Annotated in this window: 21 protein-coding genes and 3 pseudogenes; 1 reads left to right on the top strand and 23 read right to left on the bottom strand. The window is 71.6% G+C overall.

Annotation, left to right across the window (positions count from 1 at the left end):
• Positions 1-256: 256 nt before the first annotated feature.
• The 13 genes and pseudogenes from dnaN to OG906_RS41095 form a co-directional block, all read right to left on the bottom strand.
• The gene (dnaN, locus tag OG906_RS41150; RefSeq protein WP_329449223.1) at positions 257-1372 is read right to left on the bottom strand and encodes a DNA polymerase III subunit beta; all 1116 of its coding nucleotides are present in this window, start codon (positions 1370-1372) and stop codon (positions 257-259) included.
• A gap of 174 nt (positions 1373-1546) precedes the next feature.
• Positions 1547-1717: pseudogene (locus OG906_RS43890) on the bottom strand (WhiB family transcriptional regulator); the annotation flags it as partial.
• 50 nt (positions 1718-1767) lie between these two features.
• On the bottom strand, positions 1768-2253 hold the full coding sequence (locus tag OG906_RS41145; protein WP_329449222.1) for a hypothetical protein: 486 nt from the start codon (positions 2251-2253) through the stop codon (positions 1768-1770).
• Entirely contained in the window at positions 2250-2534 is a 285-nt protein-coding gene (locus tag OG906_RS41140; RefSeq protein WP_266976204.1) for a hypothetical protein, read from the bottom strand. Before OG906_RS41140 ends, OG906_RS41145 begins: the two co-directional genes overlap by 4 nt.
• Before the next feature lie 87 nt (positions 2535-2621).
• Entirely contained in the window at positions 2622-2894 is a 273-nt protein-coding gene (locus OG906_RS41135; protein ID WP_329449096.1) for a hypothetical protein, read from the bottom strand.
• Complete coding sequence (locus tag OG906_RS41130) at positions 2891-3349, bottom strand: hypothetical protein (RefSeq protein WP_329449097.1); 459 nt, start codon at positions 3347-3349, stop codon at positions 2891-2893. The genes OG906_RS41135 and OG906_RS41130 overlap by 4 nt, the downstream gene beginning before the upstream one ends.
• A gap of 164 nt (positions 3350-3513) precedes the next feature.
• Entirely contained in the window at positions 3514-4050 is a 537-nt protein-coding gene (locus tag OG906_RS41125; protein WP_329449221.1) for a DUF6919 domain-containing protein, read from the bottom strand.
• 19 nt (positions 4051-4069) lie between these two features.
• On the bottom strand, positions 4070-4423 hold the full coding sequence (locus OG906_RS41120; RefSeq protein WP_329449220.1) for a hypothetical protein: 354 nt from the start codon (positions 4421-4423) through the stop codon (positions 4070-4072).
• Positions 4424-4948: 525 nt separating this feature from the next.
• Positions 4949-5353 carry a DUF6197 family protein gene (locus OG906_RS41115; protein ID WP_443067520.1) on the bottom strand — a complete coding sequence of 135 codons (405 nt, stop codon included), beginning with the start codon at positions 5351-5353 and terminating at the stop codon, positions 4949-4951.
• A gap of 378 nt (positions 5354-5731) precedes the next feature.
• Positions 5732-5959 carry a hypothetical protein gene (locus OG906_RS41110; RefSeq protein ID WP_266976216.1) on the bottom strand — a complete coding sequence of 76 codons (228 nt, stop codon included), beginning with the start codon at positions 5957-5959 and terminating at the stop codon, positions 5732-5734.
• 123 nt (positions 5960-6082) lie between these two features.
• Entirely contained in the window at positions 6083-6556 is a 474-nt protein-coding gene (locus tag OG906_RS41105; protein WP_329449218.1) for a hypothetical protein, read from the bottom strand.
• Between the two features lie 332 nt (positions 6557-6888).
• Complete coding sequence (locus OG906_RS41100; protein WP_329449100.1) at positions 6889-9030, bottom strand: chromosome segregation protein ParM; 2142 nt, start codon at positions 9028-9030, stop codon at positions 6889-6891.
• 512 nt (positions 9031-9542) lie between these two features.
• Positions 9543-11378, bottom strand: a complete 1836-nt coding sequence (locus tag OG906_RS41095; protein WP_329449102.1) for an ATP/GTP-binding protein — start codon at positions 11376-11378, stop codon at positions 9543-9545.
• Between OG906_RS41095 and OG906_RS41090 the strand changes: the two genes are divergently transcribed.
• Positions 11352-11744 (top strand): hypothetical protein, encoded by a 393-nt coding sequence (locus OG906_RS41090; protein WP_329449103.1) that lies wholly within the window; start codon positions 11352-11354, stop codon positions 11742-11744. The two genes, OG906_RS41095 and OG906_RS41090, sit on opposite strands and share 27 nt — an antisense overlap.
• Before the next feature lie 190 nt (positions 11745-11934).
• Here OG906_RS41090 and OG906_RS41085 read toward each other — a convergent pair whose 3' ends face one another.
• From OG906_RS41085 to OG906_RS41040, 10 genes and pseudogenes are all read right to left on the bottom strand, one after another.
• Positions 11935-12120: a hypothetical protein gene (locus tag OG906_RS41085; RefSeq protein ID WP_266976226.1), complete on the bottom strand. Its 186-nt coding sequence runs from the start codon at positions 12118-12120 to the stop codon at positions 11935-11937.
• Positions 12121-12239: 119 nt separating this feature from the next.
• Entirely contained in the window at positions 12240-12716 is a 477-nt protein-coding gene (locus tag OG906_RS41080) for a hypothetical protein (RefSeq protein ID WP_329449104.1), read from the bottom strand.
• A gap of 212 nt (positions 12717-12928) precedes the next feature.
• A complete protein-coding gene (locus OG906_RS41075) occupies positions 12929-15505 on the bottom strand; it encodes a hypothetical protein (protein WP_329449105.1) in 2577 nt (858 codons plus the stop codon).
• A gap of 139 nt (positions 15506-15644) precedes the next feature.
• Complete coding sequence (locus OG906_RS41070; protein WP_329449106.1) at positions 15645-15794, bottom strand: hypothetical protein; 150 nt, start codon at positions 15792-15794, stop codon at positions 15645-15647.
• 50 nt (positions 15795-15844) lie between these two features.
• The gene (locus tag OG906_RS41065; RefSeq protein ID WP_329449217.1) at positions 15845-16066 is read right to left on the bottom strand and encodes a hypothetical protein; all 222 of its coding nucleotides are present in this window, start codon (positions 16064-16066) and stop codon (positions 15845-15847) included.
• Positions 16067-16136: 70 nt separating this feature from the next.
• Positions 16137-17363: pseudogene (locus OG906_RS41060) on the bottom strand (IS110 family transposase).
• 250 nt (positions 17364-17613) lie between these two features.
• Positions 17614-17806, bottom strand: a pseudogene (locus tag OG906_RS41055) (DUF5999 family protein).
• 218 nt (positions 17807-18024) lie between these two features.
• Positions 18025-18210, bottom strand: coding sequence for a hypothetical protein (locus tag OG906_RS41050; protein WP_329449107.1), 186 nt, complete (start codon positions 18208-18210; stop codon positions 18025-18027).
• 140 nt (positions 18211-18350) lie between these two features.
• Positions 18351-18692, bottom strand: a complete 342-nt coding sequence (locus OG906_RS41045; protein WP_329449108.1) for a hypothetical protein — start codon at positions 18690-18692, stop codon at positions 18351-18353.
• Positions 18689-19204, bottom strand: coding sequence for a WhiB family transcriptional regulator (locus OG906_RS41040; protein WP_329449109.1), 516 nt, complete (start codon positions 19202-19204; stop codon positions 18689-18691). The genes OG906_RS41045 and OG906_RS41040 overlap by 4 nt, the downstream gene beginning before the upstream one ends.
• Between the last annotated feature and the right edge of the window lie 23 nt (positions 19205-19227).

Raw genomic sequence — 19227 nt, 5'->3', positions numbered from 1 at the left:
GTCGCGCGTAGCTCGCGCGTGTGGCACAGGACGGGGCCGATGCTTGCCGGGCAGTCCGTCGTCGACGATCCTGCCCTTCTTGCCCGTGACCCGGGGGTCGTCCCCGCAGGCGAGGATCTCTACCTCGTCGCCGGCTTCGAACACGTTTCTCCTTGCGTCGTTGGCGTGGGGGTGGTGAGTCTGAACGTGGGCGGCGGTCGGCACCGCGGGCCGGGGCGGCGGGCTCGACTGGGGGCCGCCCCCGAGGGCGGGCCGCCTAGCGCATCGGCATGATCAGGTAGCTCAGCGCCGTGGCGTCCTCGTCGGTGGGTACGAGCAGCGCCGGCTTGGCGGGGTGGACGATTCGCAGGCGAACCCGGTCCGTGTTCAGCGCGGCGACGGCGTCGAGGAGGTAGCCGGGGTTGAAGGCGATGGAGACGGGGGCGCCGGTGAGCAGATCGGTGGTGGCGGGGATCCGATCGCGGCCGGAGGCGTCATCGGAGGTGCCGGCGCTGAGGGCCATGTCGCCGTCGGTGAGGTGGAGGGTGACGGCGTGGCCGCGTTCGACGACGAGGGCCATGCGCTTGACGGCATGGGCGAAGTCGGCGCTGTCGAAGTCGGCGGTTGCGGTGAAGTCGGTGGGCCACAGGGCCTTGTGATCCGGCAGTCGGCCTTCCATGGCGCGCAGGGTGAGCGTGCGCGAGTGGCCGGTCAGGCCGAGGACGCCGTGATCGGCGGGGAGGGTGAGGTGGATCTGCTCGTCGGAGGCGAGGATCTTGGCGGCTTCGGCGAGGGACTTGGCCGGAATCGTGACGGTGTCGGTGGTGCCGGTGGGCGCGGCGCGGCTCCAGGCGATGGAGCGGAGCGCGAAGCGGTAGCGGTCGGTGGCGGCAAGGCCGATCGTGTCGTCCGTGATCACGGCTTGGATGCCGGTCAAGATCGGCAGGGCATCGTCACGTCCGGCGGCGGTGGCGACCTGGTGGACCGCTTCGGCGAGGGCCGGACCGGAAACGGTCCCGGCGGCCGGGGCGGGGCGGGGCAGGGTGGGGTACTCCCCCAGCGGGAGTGTGTGCAGGGTGTAGCGGATGCGGTCGGAGGTCAGGACCAGGCGGGCGCCGTCGAGTTCGAGGTCTACCGGGGCGTTGCCCTTGATCGTGCGGGTGATGTCGGCGAGGAGGCGGCCGGAGACCAGGACGGTGCCGGGGGTGGTGACCTCGGCGTCCACGGTGGCCTTGGCGCTGGTCTCGTAGTCGAAGGCGGCGACGCTCAGGGCGCTGGCGGTGGCCTCCAGCCGGATCGCGGCGAGGACGGGTACCGGGGGCCGGGCGGGCGGGGCCCGGGCGGCGTCGGTGACGGCGGCGGCGAGCGGGGCGAGGTCGGTGCGCAGCTTCATCGGTGCTCTCCTTCCGGGTGGGTGGGCGCGCCGCCGACCGGGCCGGGGTGCGCGAGGTGTGCAGTGAGAGGGGGCCGCGGGCCGTCCGGTGCGACCCGGACGGCCCGGCGGGAGCCAGGTCCTCGAGCTGCGTGGCGGCGCTGCGCGGAGCTCGCGCGGCCGGCGACGGTCGGTGTAGGTGGTGCCGGCCCAGATACCGGGTCCAGCGTGGGTCGGGTGGTCGAGGGCCCAGGCGAGGCACTGCCGGCGGGTGGACTCCGGGCAGTTCACGAGGCACTCCTCCTGCCCCTTCAGGCGCTGCGCCGGAGAGCCCGTCCAGTGCTCGGGGTCGGCACCGGGCGCCATGCAAGGTTCGCTGCCGGTCAGCCGCGGCCACGGGGCGCGCTCGGGGGCGGTCACTCCTCCGCACCCGTGGTGCCGGAGGCCGGGACGGCGCGCGGTGGGGCAGCAGGTGCTCGAAGGGGTTCCCAGGCCGCAAGTTCGAAGCTCATGTCCAGGGCGTCGAAGGGGTAGACGACGCCCTGGGTGTGGTCGTTGTGGGCCGCCTTATCCGGCGGGAGGTTGGAACGGTCGCCGGCGTCCGAGTCGTCCGCTGCCTTGTCGAGGTCGACGTACGCGACGACGACGTGGGTGTCGGTGCGTTCCAGGACGTACAGGCTGCGGAGGGGCATCTCGTCGGGGTCGACGTCGTGGCGGCGGATCCAGGTCTGCCGGGTGGCGGCGACGGCCCACGCCTCGCCTGCGTCCGCGGCGTCGGTGACGGTGGTGCAGGCCTGCTTGTACTCGACGCCTTGGTCGACGAGTTCGTTGACGCGGGCCCGGATGTGGTCGCTGAGGGCCTGGTCGCCGATCAGCCAGTTCAGGGAGATGAGCCCGGTCACGACGCCGCTCCCGTCCGGGTAAGGGTGTGGGAGATCGTGGGGGTGGCGAGGAGGCGTGCCAGTGCGGAGCCGGGGCGGTGAGAGCTGAAGGTGGCGGGCAGGCCGCAGTTCCAGCAGTCGGCCTCATCGCCCTCCCAGGCGACGTCGCAGCAGGTGCAGACGAACTCGCGGTCGACGAGCTGTGGGTTGGTCTTGACCAGAGACTCAAGGATCCGTGCGGCGATGCCCAGTCGGTGGGCCGTTGAGGTCCTGGGCTGCTTCTTGCGGCGGGTGTTGTGCATGATGGTGGTCTCTCTCCTGTTTTGGCGGGTGAGGGGCCCGGGACGGCCGGCGGTTTCTCAGGCCTTGACGGCCGTCCCGGGGCGGATCTATCGGGTGATGTAGTGGTGCGTGGCCTGGTTCCAGCGCAGGTCCCATCCGGCGCGCAGTCCGCGGGCGGACCAGTCGGTGTGACTGGTGGCGGCGGGGATGTCCTGGTCGGCCATGGTGTGGAGGAGTGCCGTCTCCCAGGCGCGTCGTGCGGCCTGGCGCGCCTCGCTGCCGTTCTCGGCGAGTCCGGTGAAGACGTGCACACCGCGTTCGCCGGTGCCGGCGCGCTCTATCGGGACGTCCACCTCCCACATGAACTGGGGCATCGTCATCCCTCGGCGTCCGGGTCGTACAGGACGCTGACCGTCAGCGGAGTGACGAGTACGCCCGTGCCGTCCTCGTCGTCCTGGCCGGGGCCGAAGAGCATCAGCTCCTCGGTGGCGTCCGTATCGCCGGACTCCGGTGCCCAGCCGGTGGACAGGCCCGGGGCGAGGGGACGGTGCTGCCTCAGTACGGTCTCGGCGCAGGCCCGGGCGGCTTCGCGGGTGGTGAAGGTGCCGTACGGGATGGCGTTGGCCTGCGCGCGATAGGCGGTGAGTTCGCCCGGCCCGTGGTCGGTGAGGTGGGTGATGCCGGGGAAGACGGCCTCGGCAGCGGCCAGGCGGGCCTGGTTCACGATGGCGGCGCCGAGCAGCTGGAGAATCGGTGCGGTGAGCGGCAGCGTGCCGGCGGCGGCGAGACGCCAGATGTCGGCGATCACGGTGTCGGGGTCGGTGGGAGAGGTCATCGGTTCTCCGTCTCGTTGCGGGCCGGTCTGTCCGGTCCTCGGCGACGCCCGGCCCTGGAGGCCGGGCATCGCGGGGGGCCGTCAGCAGCTGGCCGCGCTCGGCAGGTGCAGGGCTTCGTCCAGGGCGGTCCAGAGGATGTCGCCGGGCTCGAAGGCGGTGGCGGCTAGAGGGTGAGCTGGTGGGCGCGAGGTGGACGGCTTCGAAGGCGGTGTCGCCGACGAGGCGGCGGGGCCAGGCGTCGCGGAGTTCGGCGCTGGGTTGGTGCCCGGCCGTACCAGGTGGCGGCCAAGCCGTTGGCGCGGGAGACGAGCAGCCCCGGGTGGTGGTCGTCGCCTTGGAATCGGACGAGGAGGTCGAGGCCGGCCTGCTCGGCGGAGTCGACGAGGCGTGTGAGGATCTCGGGGTCGGCGACGAATCCGGTGACGGCGGCGCGCTGCTCCCACAGGTTGCCGGCGCGGTCGGCGGCGTTGTGGCCGGGCTGGGAGTCGTCGGTGAGGAATCCGGCGCGGTTCGCGGCGGCCAGGCAGGGGATAAGGGGCAGGGTCTCGTCGTCGGGCGCGTGGTTCGGCATGATCTCGGGGCGGGAGCGGATGTCGCCTTCGAGCCAGCGGGCGGTCAGTTCGCCGAGGTCGGAGAAGGTCGTGGCGGCGCGCCGGAGGCGGCGGTCCGCACGGCATGGCCAAGGATGTCGGATCTGCATGGCGGTCCTCCTGTCGGGTTCAGAGCCGGGCGGCCAGGTCCTCGGCGTCGTAGGCCTCGTGCTCGCGCTGGTCGATCAGCAGCTCGTAGGCGCTGACGGTGTTGGACTTCATGGGCGTCTGGCCCCAGACGTGCTTGAGGTAGTCCAGGTGGAGGCCGCGGGCGGTGCGGTTGCCGAGCTGGTGGGCGTGGACGAGCTCGTGCACGAGGGTCTGGGCGACATCGATCTCGCCGTGCATGTTGGCGATCTGAAGGACGATCAGTACGCCATCGCGGTCGATGGTCGTCTGGCTGTAGGCCCGGCGGGAGTGGCGGCGCCGCCTTGGCTGGCTTTTTTTTTTTTTTTCTTTTTTTTTTTTTCGGCCGCCACACACATATTGCTGGCTATTATTATTACGGCTACGCCATACACATGTAGGCTGGTTAGCCCCGCCGCTGGGCTGGGTTGGGCTGAAGGCTGTTGGGCTGGCTTTTCGCCGCTGGGGGAAGGCCAGCCGCCACAGGGCTACACACATGGCCAAGGAGGCATGGCGGCGTTGACGTCCGTGGGGGCGACGCCGGGCAGGAGCTTGGCTTCCGTGCGGTGTTCACCAGGTGGTCGAGCTGGCTCGCGTCGCCGTTGAGGATCAGGTGGATGGCGCGCGAAGGGGCCGAACTTGTCGCGAACGGTGAGCTTCTCGGCGTGGGGGGCGATGGCTTTGGCGTACTTGCTGTGGGGGCCCGAGGCCGCCTCCGAAGAGGAAACGCTCGATGGAGATGTGCATGCGGGGCGCCTTCCGGGTTGATTCGGTCAGGTCGGGTGGGTGGTCGGGGAGATCCGGAGGAGAACCCGAACCCCAACAAGAAAACTATACCCACTACATGTCACTGCGTCCAGGGGGATTCCCCTGCCGCCCCCGTCAGTCCCCCGCGCGCTCGGCGAACTCGGCGGCCCGCTGCAGGAGGTCGAGGACGGCGCCGACCGTCGGGGCGACCACGTTGTTGTGCACGGCGATGTCGAACTGGCGACCCAGAGACCGCGGGTCGCGGCCCTCCCGGCTCCACTGCGCCTCCATGCGGGCGCGGTAGTCGGGCGTCGGCTGGGCGTACGCGGCCGATTCGGCCATCGCGGAGCGGATGTAGATGTGGGAGCGACCGACCGTGTCGCTGTCGGCCGGGGCGGCCATGAGGGCGCCGAGAATGCAGTGCCGGCCGGTGGCGTCACGCAGCTCCCCGCGGCACCATCCGCCGGTGGCCAGCGCGGCGGCGGCCCGGCGGATGTGCACGCTGGCCCGGGTCGCCGGGCGCTGGTGGCGGCGGGTGATCCGGTCGAGCAGGGAGGGGCGTGCGGCCGCCTGGGCGGCGTGCGGTGGCTCGTTCGCGGCGCTCGACCTCGGCGAGGCCGGGCGGCCCCCCCCCCCCCCCCCCCCGCCAGGGCGGGAATGCCGAATCCGGCAGGAGGCGCGGGCTGTTCGGGGGCCGGGGCGGCCGCGGGGGCCGGGGTGATCTTCTTGAGCCAGGCTTCGACCTCGTCGGCCAGGAGGCGCGTGCTCGCGTCGGGAGCCTGGGGGCCGAAGGCGGCGGGTGCTGCGGATGCGGGCATGGCGAAGCCTTCCTGCGTGCTGCGAGATGGTGGGTCGGGAGCTCCGGGGGCGGCCGGCTGAGTGGTTGGCGACCTGGTGGCCGGCCCCGGAGGGGGTGGATCAGGCGGTGTACTTCCGCACGTTCTTGTAGACGTAGTCGCGCTTGCGGCCCATGGCGTCGGCGACGTCCTGCTGGGCGCCGTGGTAGCTCTTGCTGAGCTCACCCATCCGCTGCCAGAACTCCTTCTCGGCGGCGAGTACGGCGTTGTCGCGTGCGCTCTGGGCGATCTGGACGGCGGCCTTGATGTCTTCCGTAGTGCTGGGCTCGGTGTCGGGTCGGGGGGTCATGTGTGCTCCTGGCGGATGGTGAGGGACGATGGTTCCGACCCTCCTGCTCCGGTTGGAGCGGGTTGGGAGACCCGGGGGCGGCGGGCTGAGTTTGGCGACCTGGCCGCCGTCCCCGGGGTGTCTCTACTGCAGATCCTTACGGGCGTCGGCGGCCGGCTCGTCACCGGCCCGACCGCGCCCGAGCACGCCGTCGGCCTTGCTCAGGTGGAGGGCGGACGCGTGGAGGCGCTGGGCCTGACCCTCCTCCCCCTGCCCGGCGAGCCTGCGCGTGAGCGCGGCGGTCGTATCCAGCAGTCCGCCGGTACGCAGGCTGCGCTGGGTCGGGTCGGCGCCGGAGTTGAACTCGTCGCGGATGTCGCTGAGGTCCTCCGGCAGCGTGTAGAGGGTGTCGCCGTCCCAGCGGTCCGGGTTGATCCGGGCAGTGAACGCGTGGACGCCGAGAGCGGTGACAACCGCGGTGATCGTGATGCCGTTGTAGCGGACGACGGCGGACAGGAGCTTCACCCCGGCACGCCGGGCGCGCGCCGCCCGGATCGGGCGGTGCTCCAGGGACTGCGGGCGGTCGGTTCCGACGGGGTGGACCGGGACGTTGGTCATGACGGGGTCCTTCGGGCCGCTGATGCTGGCGAGTTGGGAGGTCTCGGGGCGGGAGGCCGAGTTGGCAACCTGACGGCCCTCCCCCGAGGAGTTCGAGCTGCCAGGCTGGAGGCGGTCTGCTGCGAAGCACGTAGACGAGGGGGCACCCCGGCCCGCCAGTCCAATATGCATCTCACGTGAATGCATTGCAAGCGAATGCCTTAGAGAGTTTCGTGGCGGTCCTCCACCCACGCCTCGGGGGTGTATCTGGCACTGTCACTGGCCCCGCCCCAACGATCCGGCTTGATCGTGGCAGCCGGCTCGTACCGCCTCCGGACAGGGATGGGCGGCTCTCAGACATCGCTAAGGCTCCTGATGGCCTCCAGTGCCTGGCGGGGCGAGGCGATCTGGGGCTCGGAGCGGTTACTGGCTGCCTTGGGCCCGCCCTTACCGCCCCCGCCATCGCGACGGCGGGAGCCGCCATCGTCGTCGCCGTCGTCGTCGTCGTCGTTGGGCTCGGGCCAGAACTCGCCGGGGCGTACGGGTTCGTTCCAGTCGAACCACAGGCCGCGCTTGGTCAGCTCGCTGACCTCGTGGTCGGTGAGCCGGTTGACGACCTCGGGGAACAGCTCGGCGAGGTCGGTGTCGAAGTCCGCGTACAGGGACCGCATGAGGACCGCGCGGCCGTTGTCCATGACCATGATGGCGACGCCTCCGGTGGAGACGCCGTTCTCCGGGTCGGCCTCGCCGCGCATGGCCCGCTCGATCGCGGAGCCTTCCTGCTGGGCGTAGCGGGCGGGGATGGTCGGGACGTCGTAGGTGTTCTCCATCGTGCCCTCGGCCGCTTTGCGGGTGGCGGCGGGGCTGCCCATGTTGAAGATGGTCGGCCGGCTGTTCTGGCGGAGGTTGTCCTTCATCTCGGTGGAGAACCCGTTGTGGGCGAACGGGGACTGGCCGGCCGGGTTGAGGCCGATGCCGTATTTGAGGCCGGTGACGGTGAGGTCGTCGCCGTCGGTCTGGATGAACGCGCCGAACTGGGCGTCCTGTGCGGCGGTCATGAACTCGTCCGTGAACACGTTCAGCTGCTTGTAGGGGCAGCGGGGGTCGCCGGGCTTGTAGTCGTGCGCCTCGCCGTCGTGCGGCCAGGGCATCTCCGCGCGGATCTCGCACAGCGCCTTCGCCGCGCGCAGGGAGCGGGCCATCCACAGGGCGTTGGAGCCCTGCCGGTCGATGTACTTCCCCAGGACGGTGGTCTTCTCGTCCTTGCGGACGGTGGAGAGCCACACGACCTGCCCGGCGAGGGACATGGCGGCCATGTCGATCGCGAAGAACTGCGTCTTCCCCGACCGGGACACGCCCAGGATGAGGCCGTGCCGGGCGGCGTTCTTGTCGTGCTGGAACACCATGTTCTTCACCGGCTGGCCGGTGATGGTGTATCCGCACACGTACATGCCCTTGGCGTCCGGGGTGAGCAGTTCGCGGGTGGCGGGGAAGATCGCGGACAGTGGGGGCTTGTCGAAGGCGCTGATGAGGAACTCGGTGCCGTCGATGAGGACGAAGACGCAGGAGTCGTCCTCGGGCAGGCCCAGGCCGCGGCAGACCTTCGCCAGGTCGATGCGCGGGGTGGTGGTGGCGTCGGCCATTTTCGCTCGGTAGAAGGTGACCCCGCGCTCCTCGTCGCGGGTGTGGTGGACCAGTTCGGAGCCGGGGGCGCCGCCCTTGGGTCCGCCGACCTTGTCCGTCCAGCGCTCCTGGGGGGTCGGCTTGGTGCGTCGGCGCTGGTTGGCGTCGGGGGTGATGCGGGCCTCCAGCCAGCCCGGCCCGCCCTGGCGGCCGGGCTGGACCGCGACGTCCATCAGGACGACATCGTGCGCGGGCACGCCGAAGGGGGCGGCGACCGCGGTCTCGGACAGGCCGGTGATGGGCCGCCCGGGCTCCGAGGCGCGCAACAGGAGTGTCATGTCGTGCTGCATCCCGGGGTGTCGGGTGGCCTTGACGATGTGGGTGCGGGCCGGGCTTCCGGCCTGCTCCCACATCATCCGAGCGTCGCGGGTGAGGAGGTCGGCGCCGTCGTCGACCGGCCGCGGAGCCTCTTCCGGGGCGATCTCGGGGGTCGGGTGCGGGGCCGGGGCGGCGAGGGCGGGGCGGTGGCGGGTGCGGGCGTGCCGGGAGAACGGCATCACCAGGTAGCCGGCGGCCGCCCAGCCGGCGGCGAGCAGCCCATCCATCCACCAGGGGCCCCAGCCGGCGGTGGTCTTGGCGGTGACGTCGATGGCGGCCGCCAGGACCAGCGGGGACCAGCGCAGGATCTTGCGCCCGGCGCCGTGCGCGTCGCTCTTGGCGGCCAGGAGCCAGCCGCCGATCCCGGCGGCGCCGGCCCATTGCACGATCTGGTGGACGGGGCTGTCGGGGTAGACGTTGGGGGCCACGGCCAGCACGGGCGCGGCGAGGGTGTAGGCGAGGCGTTCGAGCACGACACTGCGCGGCGTGGACACCAGGTTCTCCTTCGGAACGAGGACGGGCGGCCCCGCAGAAACGCGGGGCCGCCCGTGGCGGGGTGGGTGGGGGAGGGGTCAGCGGTTGAGGAAGCCCGGCCGGGGGTCTTCTCACGCCGGTTGGAGCGGATGTCGTCCAGCGCCCCGTACAGCCGGGAGTGGGTGCGCTTGGCCTCCCAGGTGAGGTCGGCGGTCTCCTGCGCGCTGTCGCACAGCCGCTTGACCTCCACGGCGGCACCGCCCAGGGCCACCGAGACCAGGTTGGTCATCTCCACGAACTTGGCGTCCAGGCGGGCGTTCTCGATGTCGCCGGCGACGTCGTGGGTGTGGGCCGCGTTGGCCTTCATGCTGCGCCGCAGACCTTCGAGTTCGAGGCCGGCGTCGTCCATGGCCTTGCCGAGCTTGTCCAACTTGCTCTGGACGGACTTGTAGCGGTTGTCGCCGTCGGCCGGAGCCGCGGCCATGCCGGTACCGCGGGGTGCGAGGTCGCTCATCAGCGGGTGTCCCCTTTTCTAGTCGTGGTGGGCTGCGGCCGACACGGACGTCAGGCCCGCGTCTTCCTTGGCGTCCATGTCCTCGCCGTACACGCGGGCGACCTCGCTCGCCCCGAGCCTGGCGGCCACCTTGGCAATGCCGCACTCCTCGGCGCACCGCTGAGCCTGCTCCTTCATCCGCCCCGACATCTCGGCCAGGTCGGCGATCAGGTCGGTGACGGCGGCGGACACGTTGTGGTCCTCGGCCAGGTCGGCGGCCATCTCCGCCAAAGCGTCCGCGACCCGGCCGAGCGCCTCCCTCAACGCCTCGGCGCGCTCCTCGTCGGACGCGGCCTTGATGGCGATGTTCGCCATCTCCATCAGGTACTCGTCGAACGTGATGTCCGTACGGTGCTGGGCAGCCAAGTTGCCCTGCCTGGACGGCCTGCTGACCTGTGCGCTGCTCACGCTGCTCCCTTCCGTGCTGGTGGGTCGGCTGGTGCCGGGACGTTCGGTGTGCGGCTCCGGGGCGGGCGGCAGGCCCTTGACGCCGGTCGTCACCGCGGCCGGAGCGTCGGGGACGATGTCCGCGTCGACGACGTCGTCCTCGGTGGCGGATCCGGCGGGGCGCGGCGGGCGGCTGGGGTGATCGGGCCACTCCGCCGTCGGGGTGGGCGGTGGTCCGAACCGGCCCTCCGCGGACCGCCGTCCGCGCCGACCTGCACGGCGGCCGGTATGCCCGGCACCGCGGGTGCGACCCCGCCGGGGCCGGCCCGAGCCGTCGGAGCGGCGCCGGAACCGGCGGAACCGGCGACGCTTCTTCGAGCCGTCAGACGGCTCGTCACCGGTCTTGGAATCCTTGCCGGATTCATCGCCCGTCGGGTCGGGCTTCCCGTCGCCAGAAGCGCCGTCAGGGCCGTCCTTGGGGTCCTTCTTGGCCTTGCCGTCGGCGTCCGTGCCGGTGTCCTTCGGATCGGCACCCTTGGTCTTGTCGTCCTTGGCGGCCTTGTCCTTGGTCGGGTTCACCTTCTCCGTGCCGGCCGCCTTGGCGTCTGCGGCGGCCTTCGCGTCGGCGCGGCGCTTGTCCCAGCGGCGCCGGGCTTCCTCGCCGACGGCCTTGCCCAGCGTGGTGCGACCCGGATCGGCCGACACCGCGGCTTCCCGCTTGGCCTTGCGTGCCGCCTCCCGCTCCGCCTTCCTCGCCCGGCGGTCCTCCCATTCCCGCTGCCGGTTGGCGCGCGCCTGGTCCCGGTTCTTGCCCCGGTCGGCGACACCGGCGGAGTGACCGGCGCTGCGCCGTTCCTGGCGCCCGGCCTGCCGGGTGGAGGCGCGGTCGGCGCGGCCGCGCGCCCGTTCCGCACGGGAGTTGGACGCCGGGCCGGGGTGTTGGGGCCGGCCGCCGTCACCCTTGTGGCCGCTGCCCTTGCCGGAGCCGCCAGGACCGCTGTGGGAGCCCTTCGAACCCCCGCCGGACCCGGCGTGCCCCGAACCGGGAGAACGGCCGCCAGAGGGCCGGCCAGGGCCCTTCGTGCCGCCCTTGCCACTCCCGGGCGCCCCGGACCCCGAACGCCCGGCGGAACCGCCGGAGTTCGAGCCGCGCGACCCGGGCCCCTTCGCCCCGGGCCCCTTCGAGCCGGGCCCCTTCGAGCCGGGCACCGTTCCGGCTCCCGAGCCGTTGCGGGACGCGCCGCCACCACTGCCACCGCCGCCGCGCGAGGACCCGCCCCCGCCGCCGGCCTTCGAGCGGCCCTTGTCCGCACCGAGCCCGGAGCCGGGGGACTTCATGCGGTCGGCGTCGGCCTTTCCGCGTGCCGCCGCCTTGTCTCCCTTCGCTTTCATCATCGCGGCGTGGAGCTTTCCGTTCTGCTCCATCATCGCGACTTCCTGCGCGGTGCGGCCCTCCAGCAAAGCGGCCTTCCGTGCAATTTCAGCCTCACGGAAAGGCGCTTCGCTTTCGTGGTTGTACCGCGCCATTTCGAGGCGGAATTCCAACCAGTCACCGAGGCGATCGGCGAGAGAACGCGACTGAACGCATTCGCCTTCCTCGTATTCTCCTTCCCCTTCACCGTATTGCGGCGGGGCGAATCCGTCCGAACGCAATGCCGTGGTCGGGTCCGGCGCGGCCGGAATCGCCGGAAGTTCCATCGTGGTTTCTTCCGGGAGTTCCGGCGGCGCGGCGGGAATGTCTTCCGGCGGCGCAATGGTGTCGGCGAAGTCCGGGATGGGCGGCGGGGCGTATGAGGGTTCACCGCTCCATGGGCCACGGACCAGGATCCCGTTCGGGTCGTCCACGTCGGACACGGTGCACCTCCCTCCAGAGGGCTTGACAACGGGTGGGTCTCGCGTGCACGCGTGTGCACGTGCACGTGTGCACGCATCACGCGAGGCGAAGGCCCCGCCGGAGTCCGGCGGGGCCTTCGTTGGTGGGTGTTCAGCGGCGCGGGTCGTGCTGCTCCAGCACCTGGTCCGCGTACTGCATGAGGTGGTTCCACAGCCTCGGATCACCCTCGGCCCGCTTGTCGATCGCGAGCTTGAAGAGTCGGCAGACACTGGTGAAACCGCGGATGACGTCGGCTCGGCCGGCCCTGACGTCCTGGGTGATTCGGGTTCGAGTCACGCGGAGCCAGAATTCCATCCGGCCCAACTCGCCGCGACTTTCGATTGCCCTGCGCTCCTCATCCTTCAGCCAGCTGTTGCGCCCCTGAATGGAGCGTTCCGTGCTGCTGAGGGGGCGCGTCACGCCGACTCCCTGTTACCCATGTCGTAAATCGACGTGGGGCCACCATAGCCGGAATTCCGGCTGGTCGCATCCTGCTGCGGCGGACTCGGCGGGGCGGCCTGGAGCGGCGGGGCGTTCTTCCGCTGCTTTTCCAGTTCCCTTTCCTTCCTTTTCTTGGCGGTATTCGCGACCGCTTCGTCGTGGGCGCGGCGCTTGAATGCGCTCTTTTCCAGGCCGTTGGTGACGCCCTCGACGTGCTTGAGCACGTCCTTCAAAGCCCTTTCGACGGGCTGGGCGCGCATCCACGCGTCGAACCAGCGGTCGCCCTGGACGTGGGTGTCGCGGCAGTGGACGCGGGTCTCCAGGGTCAGGTACTCCAGGTTCCTGCCGATGTCCAGCAGGACCCGCTGAACATCGGCCAGGTACCGGGCGGTCGCCTCGGGGTTCTTCGCCACATCGCGCAGGGGGGCGTGATGCGGGTCGTTGCTGTTCATGCGGAATACCTCCAGATCTCGGGGTGGGCGCAGGAGAGAAGTGCTTGGTCCCCGAGGCTGTTACGCGGGGCGGGGGTGGTGCTCGGGTCGTACATGGCCCGCTGTCCCCGCGCGGGGCGGGTGCGGGCGAGCGGCCTGCCGTGGCCGTCCCCGGACCGCGCTCGGTGGGCGAGCGCGGTCCGGGGACGACCATGTGCGGCAGGGCGGTCCGGTCAGCGGTCCGTGTGCTGCTTGAGGGCGACGGCGATCTGTCCGGCGCGGTCCGTGGCGATGGCACCGCCCTCGGTCCGGACCGCCTTGGCGATGTTGGTCCGGTTCAACGGCTCGTTCGCGGTCCGGAGACGGTCCAGCGCGGTCCGCTCCAGGTCCGTGAGCGTGATGACCGTGCGGTCCGGACCGCCGTCTTCGCCACGCTCCGGACCGTCGACCTCGTCCGAAGCTTCGTGATGGGCCGGGCCAGAGCGGTCCGGATCCTGCGGTCCGGGAGCGGCATCGTCGGTCCGGACCGTCACCCCGCGCGCGGTCGCCGGGCTTTGGGCGGCGGTCACGGCCCGGGGGCCCCGGGCCGGACCGGGGCCGGTCAGCAGGTCAGCGCCCTGCGGTCCGGCTGGACCGGCCTCCAGCGCGAGCGCCGGTCCGCCGGTCCGGTCCGGGGCTCCGGCGGTCCGGACCGGACCATGGACCGCGTCTCGGTCGCTCGGACCGGACCGGCCCGCGTACCCGCCGTGTCGGACCGGGCGGACCGGAACGAGGCCCTCCAACGATCCGGGCCGGTCCGTTCGGGTCAGGGTGAGGACGGTGGGGATGGCGGCCGGTCCGTGATCGTCGGCCGCGATGCGGGGGACGACGAGCCGGTGCAGGGCCAGACCGGTCCGGACCGCCTTGCGGTCCGCGAGCTCCGCGGCGGCCGCGGTCCAGGCCCGGTCCAGCGTGGTCAGGCGCGGGTCGGTGATCGCGAGGGACCAGGCGGTGAAGCTGTGGACCGGGTAGCGGAACCAGCGGACCGCTCCGATCGACGGTCGGGCCTTGGCGACCTTGCCGTCCTCACGGAGCTTGCGACGGTGGATCAGGGAGGCGTACAGCTCCCACAACACCATCCCCACGATGCTCATGGCGGCGAACGCCACCGCCTTCGGGGTGAGGTTCCAGTAGGTCATCTGCTCCGTCCACTTCTGGGCCTCCGCGTCCCAGGACCGGCTGCTGGCCACCGGCTCTCCAGAGGCGTGCCAGAAGTTCATGACCGCGGCGCCCAGAGCGAAGATCCACGTGCTGACGCGGTAGAGGGTTCCGGAGTCGCCGCCCTGGCGGGCCTGGTGGTACATCCAGCCCACGAACGCCGTCGACAACTCCCAGGCGGCGGCGAACAGGATCGTGAACGGGACGACCCAGCCGAGGATGTCCTCGGCGAAGCCCGACTGGCCCGTCCACGCGACGGCCATCGGAGCGGTGATCGGACCGATCACCATCAGCCGCTCCGAGTTCACCTTCACGAACTGCTTCACGCGGTCGGCCGCGGCCGGCTTCCCGGCGCGGGACGCCGCCCGCAGCTCCCGGGCCTTCGCCTTGCGGGCTTCCTTCGCGTCCCGACGCTCCCCCCTGGCTCGGAGCTTGAGGCGCTTGCGTTCCAGGGCCTGCTCGGTGCGGTCGGTGGCGCGCTTCATCCGGGCAGCGGCCTCGGCCACCATGTCGTCGGCGGCCTTCAGCGTGACGTCCGCGTCCGCTTCCCGCAGCCGAGCCTGCGCCAACGCCCGATCGGCTTCCTTGAGGTCCGCATCCCGCTTGGTGCGGGCGGCCGCGAGGATGCGGTCGGCTTCCACGCGGGCGTTGCGGGTCAAACGGTCTGCGTCCTCGGCCGCCGTCACCCGCAGCCGGCCGATGTCCTCCTTGGCCAACGTCCGCGTACGCGCGGCATCCGCGCGGGAGGCCTCCCGCTCGCGGGCGGCGTCCTCGCGCAGCTCGGTTGCCGCCTTCTCGGCCCCAGCCTTCACCTGCGCGGCCTGGGCGTCCGCGCTCTCGCGCATCCGGTCGGTCTCGCCCCGAGCCTGCTCCAAGAGCCGGCCGGCGTCGGTGGTGGCGCGGGTGCGGGTCTGAGCCGCGGTGCGCTCCGCAGCCGCGAGCAGCTCGGTGCGCACCGTCTCCGCGTCGGCGAGAGCCTTCGCGGCGGTCTGCGCGGCCTCGGTACGGATCTGCTCGGCCTGGGCGGCCGCCGTGGTGGCGACCCCTTGCGCCTGGCGGTGGGCGTCGGTGAGCAGCTGCTCGGCAGCCGTGCTGGCGGCGGCGCGGATCTGGTCGGCCTCACCGGTCGCCGTCGTCGTGACGGTGTCGGCCTGGCGGCGCGCGTCGGCGAGCAGCTGCTCCGACGTGGCTTCGGCGGCTGCGCGGACCTGGTCGGCGTCGGCGGCCGCGGTGGTGGCGGCCTCCGTGCGGACCCGGTCGGCGTCCATCGCGGCGACGGCCAGAAGGCGGGACTGCTCCGCGGTGGCGGCCTCGGTGATCGAGGCCGCCACGGTGCGGGCGCCGTCCAGCAGCTCGGTGGCACGAGCCTCGCCGTCAGCGAGGATCCGCGCGACCTCGGCGACGGCCTGGTCCCGGAGGTCGGCGGCACGGTCGGCGGCATCGGCCACGACCGGGTCGGCCTCAGGGAAGACCAGCAGCCCCGTCTCCTCGGGGGCACCGGCCTGGGCCGGGATGGAGGCCGGCGGCGTCGACGCCTTGGCGCGCCCGGCGCCTCGGGGCTTCGTGGCCGCCGCGGGCTGGCGCCGGCGGCGGGTGGCGGGCTTGGTGGCCACGGGGAGTCCTCTCTCTTCCGGGCGCCTCCGTGCAAGAGGTCACCGTGGATCTACGGCGGTGGGTAGGGTCGTGACCAGGCCCTCCGGGACCCCGGCAGCTCTAATGCCGGGGGCTCGGAGGGCCGTTGTGCTGGGGTGGTCAACGCCGGGCAGGCAACGCGCTGCTGTCCTGCCCGAGGTGCTGGCGCAGCCACGCAACGGCGGCCGGGGTCATCGCCCCGGTGTCCGGCTCGCTCAGCGGCGCGGTGTCGATGTCGTACATCGCGTCGGCCGCCGGGAACGGCCGCATGTAGTCGGGGTCGATGCCGGTGGGGGCGGATCAGGGGACCGGCAGTCGATTCACCGCGAGTCGGTGGTGACCTCGTCGCGGGTGGGGAAGTTCGTGCGGCCGTCGTCCATGCGGACGGTGAGGTGGCCGCCGGTGTGGACCTCCTCGACGGTTCCCTGGTCCCCGGCCTGGTGCCGGGTGCCGAGGGCTTCGATGTTGGTGGTGAGCGGACGCGGTCTCCGCGCATGGCCGTCCCTCTCGTTGCTGGTCCGGACTGTCCGGCTCCCACTCACCGCCCTCGACCCGGCCGCCGAGGATGCGGCGGCCGGCGCGGGCGGATCAGACACCCCATGTCGTTTCAGATCAAGCGGCATGGAGGTATGCGTAGTGCGACCAGGCGGTCGCCTCGTCGTAGAGTGTTCGAGTCTTGAGGCATCCGTGGAGGATCCCGACGAGCCGGTTGCCGAGCTGTCGGAGGGCCCCGTTGTAGCCGACATCACGGGCGCGCTGTTTGTCGTAGTAGGCCCGGCCGCCGGGAGAGATCTGTTCAGTGCGGAGAACGCCTGGGCCGCAACGCGTCGGCGAGTCGGTTGTTGCGCACGAAGCGGGCCTGGACCGTGTGGCTCTTGCCCGAGGCCCGGGTGATCGGGCTGGTGCCGGCATAGTTCTTCCGCGCCTTGGCGGACGCATAGCGGGTGGGGTCGTCTCCGAATTCGGCGAGCACCCGGGCACCGCTGACCTCTCCCATGCCGGGCATGGAGAGGTAGATCTCAGCGTCCGGGTGCGCATGGAAATGGGCTTTCACCTGCGCTTCCAGGGTGGCTATCTCCTCGTTCAGGCTGATCAACAGCCGGGCGTGAGCCGTCACAGTGGCCGAGTAGGCGGCGGTCACCGGCTCAGCCAGCCCAAGGTGCTGCGTACGCAGCGCCGTCTGGATGTCGGCTGCCTTCGCCGTCCGGTTGCGCCGGCGGGCGCGGGCCAGAGCAGCTGTGATCTGGGAGCGAGTCAGCTTGCTGCGGCTTGCGGCGTGGGCGCCTTGACGAGCAGTTCCAGTGCGTCCGCGCCGAGCAGAGTGAGGTCGGCGTAGGCATTCAGGGCGGCAGGGAAGTACTCGCGCAGTGCGTTACGCAACCGCTGGAAGATGCGAGTGCGTTCCCAGATGAGAGTCTGGTGGGCGCGGGCAACGACCTTGATGGCCTGGGCCTGCTCGCTGTCTCCGGCGATGGGCCGCAGCTGGTCACGGTCGATGCGGACCATGTCCGCCAAGGCGTGTGCGTCGCCCTTGTCGCTCTTGGCGCCCGATGTGCCGTACCGCTCCTTGAAACGGGCGACCTGTCGGGGGTTGATCGCGTAGACCTGGTAGCCGGCGGCTATCAGGGCCTGGACCCATGGCCCGCGGTCGGTCTCGATCCCGACGATGACGGAGCTGGATTCGAGATCCTCACCGCCGTGCTTCGCGACGAGCTCGTGGAGCTTGGCGACGCCGTCCACGCCCTCGGGGAGCTTGGCGACAACCAGCTTCCGGCCCGTCTCGTCCTGGACCTCGACGTCATGGTGATCCTCAGCCCAGTCATCGCCGATCAGCAGCAACGCGCTCTCCCTTGTCAGCACTTCGCCTGTGTGGTGCAGCCTGCGGAAGACACGGCGCGCGGCCTAATGGATCCAGTGCTCACGCCGAACTCGGCGGGCACGCCACCCCATCAGCGGTCTGGCCTTCCGGCCGACCAGCAGGGGCACGGTCTGATCCCAGAAATCGAACGCTTCCGGCAACCTGAGTGCTCACCTGCTGGCGGCTACAGCACCGAGTCTTACCGACCCGGCAGCTCCCATTAGGCAGCCGTCAGGCCGTGGTCGCGACGAGGGGGCGGTGCGGGGCAACGATCTGCCCGTCGGGGAGCAGCTCACCGGTGTCCTCGAACACCAGAACGGAGTTGCAGAGGAGCGCCCAGCCCTGTTCGGGGTGGGAGGCGATGGTGCGCGGCCTCGCGGTCGGGGCTGTCGGCGGTCGGGCACGTCGGCCGGTGCGTGCACAGGGACTCCGGCATCCGCCGGGCCGTGCCGGTGGTGGTGGGAGTGTCAAGCTGGGTGCTGCGCTGCATGAGCTCTCCTGACAACGAGCGGGTCCGAGGCTCTCCCGGACCGAAGAGGGTGAAAGGGCGAAATGCCCGTGGGCGGGCCGCCGATGGTCGGGGGGCCAGGGCTGCGGTCGAGAACCTGGCTGCCGGGTTCGCTAGGCGGGACGCTGGGCAAGTCAGCTCTTGCCGCGCCGAGCGAGGGGCGGATGGATGTCGGTGACGCGGTGGCCGGCCTCCCACGCGGCCGCCGCGGTGAGCACGGCGGCCGCCAGGAGCGCCTGGGTGAGGGGGTGCCTCAGGCCTCGCGCGGCGATGGCCCGTACCGCGTGATGCTGGGCGGTACGAGCGACCGGTATGTACACGCAGACCTCTTACTTCTGTTCGGGCTGCGGCTGCGGCGGCACCCCGCAGGTGCAGGGATCGTGCCGAATCGACTGGTACGGCCGGCCGTCCGCACCGACCGAGTTCACGGTGACCAACGTCGGCGGGTGCCCGCAGCTGCTCACCGGACCGTGTCCGTCGCGCTCGTCGACGGGGCAGGATCGGCGGCGACCGGGCAGCGGCAGGTCCAGTAGCCGCACAGACCGCAGGCCTCGTCCGCCGCGCGGACCGACACGTTGAAACGCAGCACCGGGGGGCGGATGTAACCGGGGGCCATCTCCGCGAGGGTGCGCCGAGCCCGGCGCCCCTCGGGGATCCGGGCGTCGTCCCCCTCGGCCATCGTGAGCAGCAGGGTGCCGACCTGGTGGAGGGAGTCGGTCTCGTCCCGCTCGTAGCCACGGGAGTCGTCCTCGCGGCGGATGTCATCGACCTTTCCGGCGCGGGGGGTCAGGGTGGCGGTCATGCCGCGACCTCCCAACCGGTCCGGGCGCGACGGGCGGTGCGCACCACAGCCAGCTTGGCGGCGAGTTCGGCGATCCTCTCGCTCTGCTGCCTCAGGAGCACGGCCTGATGCGGCATACCACCGCTCCTGGCCGGAATCCTGCGAGCCTCGCTCCCCAGTTCAACGGCGAGGCCGGTCAGCTTCCTCCACTCCTGGCCGCTGGCCTCGTCGGCGGTAATCGCGGCGGCGAGGCGCTGGGCCTGAAGCTCGCGGAGGGCGACCAGCTCGTAGCCGGAACGGCCGCCGCGAACCAGGTCGTCGACCCGCGGGTTGCCATCACCATCGCGCAGAGCCAACTCCTCACAGGCCGCCCGAACGGGGCAGCCATGGCAGAAGCCGATCGCCTCGGCACGCTGCGCCTGCCAGATGGCCGGCGGCTCGCCGTCGGCCCGGAAGAACAGGTCGGGATCGGTGTCGGCCTGGGTACAGCGGGCGCCGGCGTCGATCGCGGCCTGGAGCACCGGGCGGCGCATCCGGCGAGCCTGAGTAGATGTCA

The sequence above is a fragment of the Streptomyces sp. NBC_01426 genome (assembly GCF_036231985.1).
Taxonomy (GTDB): Bacteria; Actinomycetota; Actinomycetes; order Streptomycetales; family Streptomycetaceae; genus Streptomyces.
The sequence above is the reverse complement of the archived record's forward strand: the minus strand, read 5'-3'. Positions and strand labels throughout refer to the sequence as shown.